The sequence below is a fragment of the Vreelandella arctica genome (assembly GCF_037070215.1).
Classification (GTDB): domain Bacteria; phylum Pseudomonadota; class Gammaproteobacteria; order Pseudomonadales; family Halomonadaceae; genus Vreelandella; species Vreelandella arctica.
Genome location: NZ_JBANSN010000084.1, coordinates 1 through 1,457 on the forward strand (window position 1 = coordinate 1; position 1,457 = coordinate 1,457).

Below are 1,457 nucleotides of genomic sequence, written 5' to 3' on the forward strand. Positions count from 1 at the left end.
CTACGACCACTCCCCGCCACGCCCTACACCTACGCCGAGTGGCGTAAGGCACGGCCGGGTATCGACTATCACATCGAGATCGAGAAGCGGCTATACAGCGTGCCCCACGCCCTGGTGGGGGTGAAGCTGGACGTTCGGGTGACCGACACCTCCGTGGAGGTCATGCACAAAGGGCAGCGAGTGGCGCTACATCCTCGTCATGGTAAGGGCCGCTTCGCCACCCTGACTGAACACATGCCTAAATCGCACCAGGCCCATCAGAACTGGTCACCGGGACGGTTCCTGAACTGGGCCAATGACATCGGCCCCGGCACGCTGGGCGTGGTGCAGAAGCAGCTCAAGGATCGGCCTCATCCGGAACATGGTTACCGCGCCTGCCTGGGACTTCTGAACCTTAGTCGGCGCTACAGTCGTGATCGCCTGGAGCAGGCCTGTGCCCGGGCGCTGGCCATCCACTCCGCCAGTTACCAGAGCATCACCTCGATCCTGAAGCAGGGGCTGGATCAGTTACCGCTGCCGTTGGTCGAGGAGCCACCGGAACTGACCGAGCTGCCGGTTCACACCAACGTTCGCGGCCCCCACTACTACCACTGATCCCGGAGAAACGTATGCTAACGCACAACACCCTCGATACCTTGCGCCACCTCAAGCTGACGGGCATGGGCGATGCCCTGGAACAACAACGCGCCCAACCGGAAACCCACGACCTGGCGTTCGAGGAACGCCTTGCCCTGTTAGTGGATCGGGAGGTGCTGCACCGGGAAAACCGTCGGCTGGACCGGCTGCTCAAGGCCGCCCGCCTGCGCGTGCCGGCGTGCATCGAAGACATCGATTACCGTCATCCCCGGGGACTGGAACGCTCGCGTATGGCGGCCCTGGCGAGCAGCGACTGGATCCGCCAGTCCCTGAACCTGTGCATCACCGGGCCTACCGGTTGCGGCAAGACCTGGCTGGCCTGTGCCCTGGGCAATCAGGCCTGCCGGCAAGGCCTCTCGGTGCGCTACCTGCGAGTGCCGCGCCTGTTCGAGCAGGTGCGCATCGCGCACGGTGATGGTAGCTACGGTCGGCTGATGAACCAGTTGCTGAAGACCAACCTGCTGATCCTGGATGACTGGGGCATGCAGAAGATCACGGCGCAGCAGCGGCAGGACCTGATGGAAGTAATCGAAGACCGACACGGGCGGGGCTCCACCCTCATCGCCAGCCAGTTACCCACGGAGCACTGGCATGACTACATCGGCTCCGCCACGCTGGCAGACGCCATCATGGATCGGCTCCTGCACGGCGCTCACCGACTCAATCTGAAAGGGGAATCACTGAGAAAAACCAACGCACAAAAAACGGAATCGGTTGACCCATCGTGACCGCTCAGCGTACAAAACTCTCTCCAGCGTGAAGGCCGTGTGCAAATCGGTCACGATCACCGGAATGACCGGTCACGTTCGCCGGAATACGCA

General features: G+C 62.6%; 2 protein-coding genes. Both read left to right on the forward strand.

Annotated elements, in window-relative coordinates; all coding sequences use genetic code 11:
* Positions 1–594, forward strand: a 594-nt coding sequence (locus tag V8L70_RS22745; RefSeq protein WP_198556083.1) for a Mu transposase domain-containing protein, incomplete at its 5' end; no start/stop codon positions are given.
* Between the two features lie 14 nt (positions 595–608).
* Positions 609–1,364, forward strand: a complete 756-nt coding sequence (gene istB, locus V8L70_RS22750; RefSeq protein WP_022522218.1) for an IS21-like element helper ATPase IstB — start codon at positions 609–611, stop codon at positions 1,362–1,364.
* Positions 1,365–1,457: the final 93 nt, after the last annotated feature.

What these genes read in the sequence shown, in the direction of transcription:
- istB (WP_022522218.1), top strand. Translation starts at nt 609, where the DNA reads ATGCTAACGCACAACACCCTCGATACCTTGCGCCACCTCAAGCTGACG.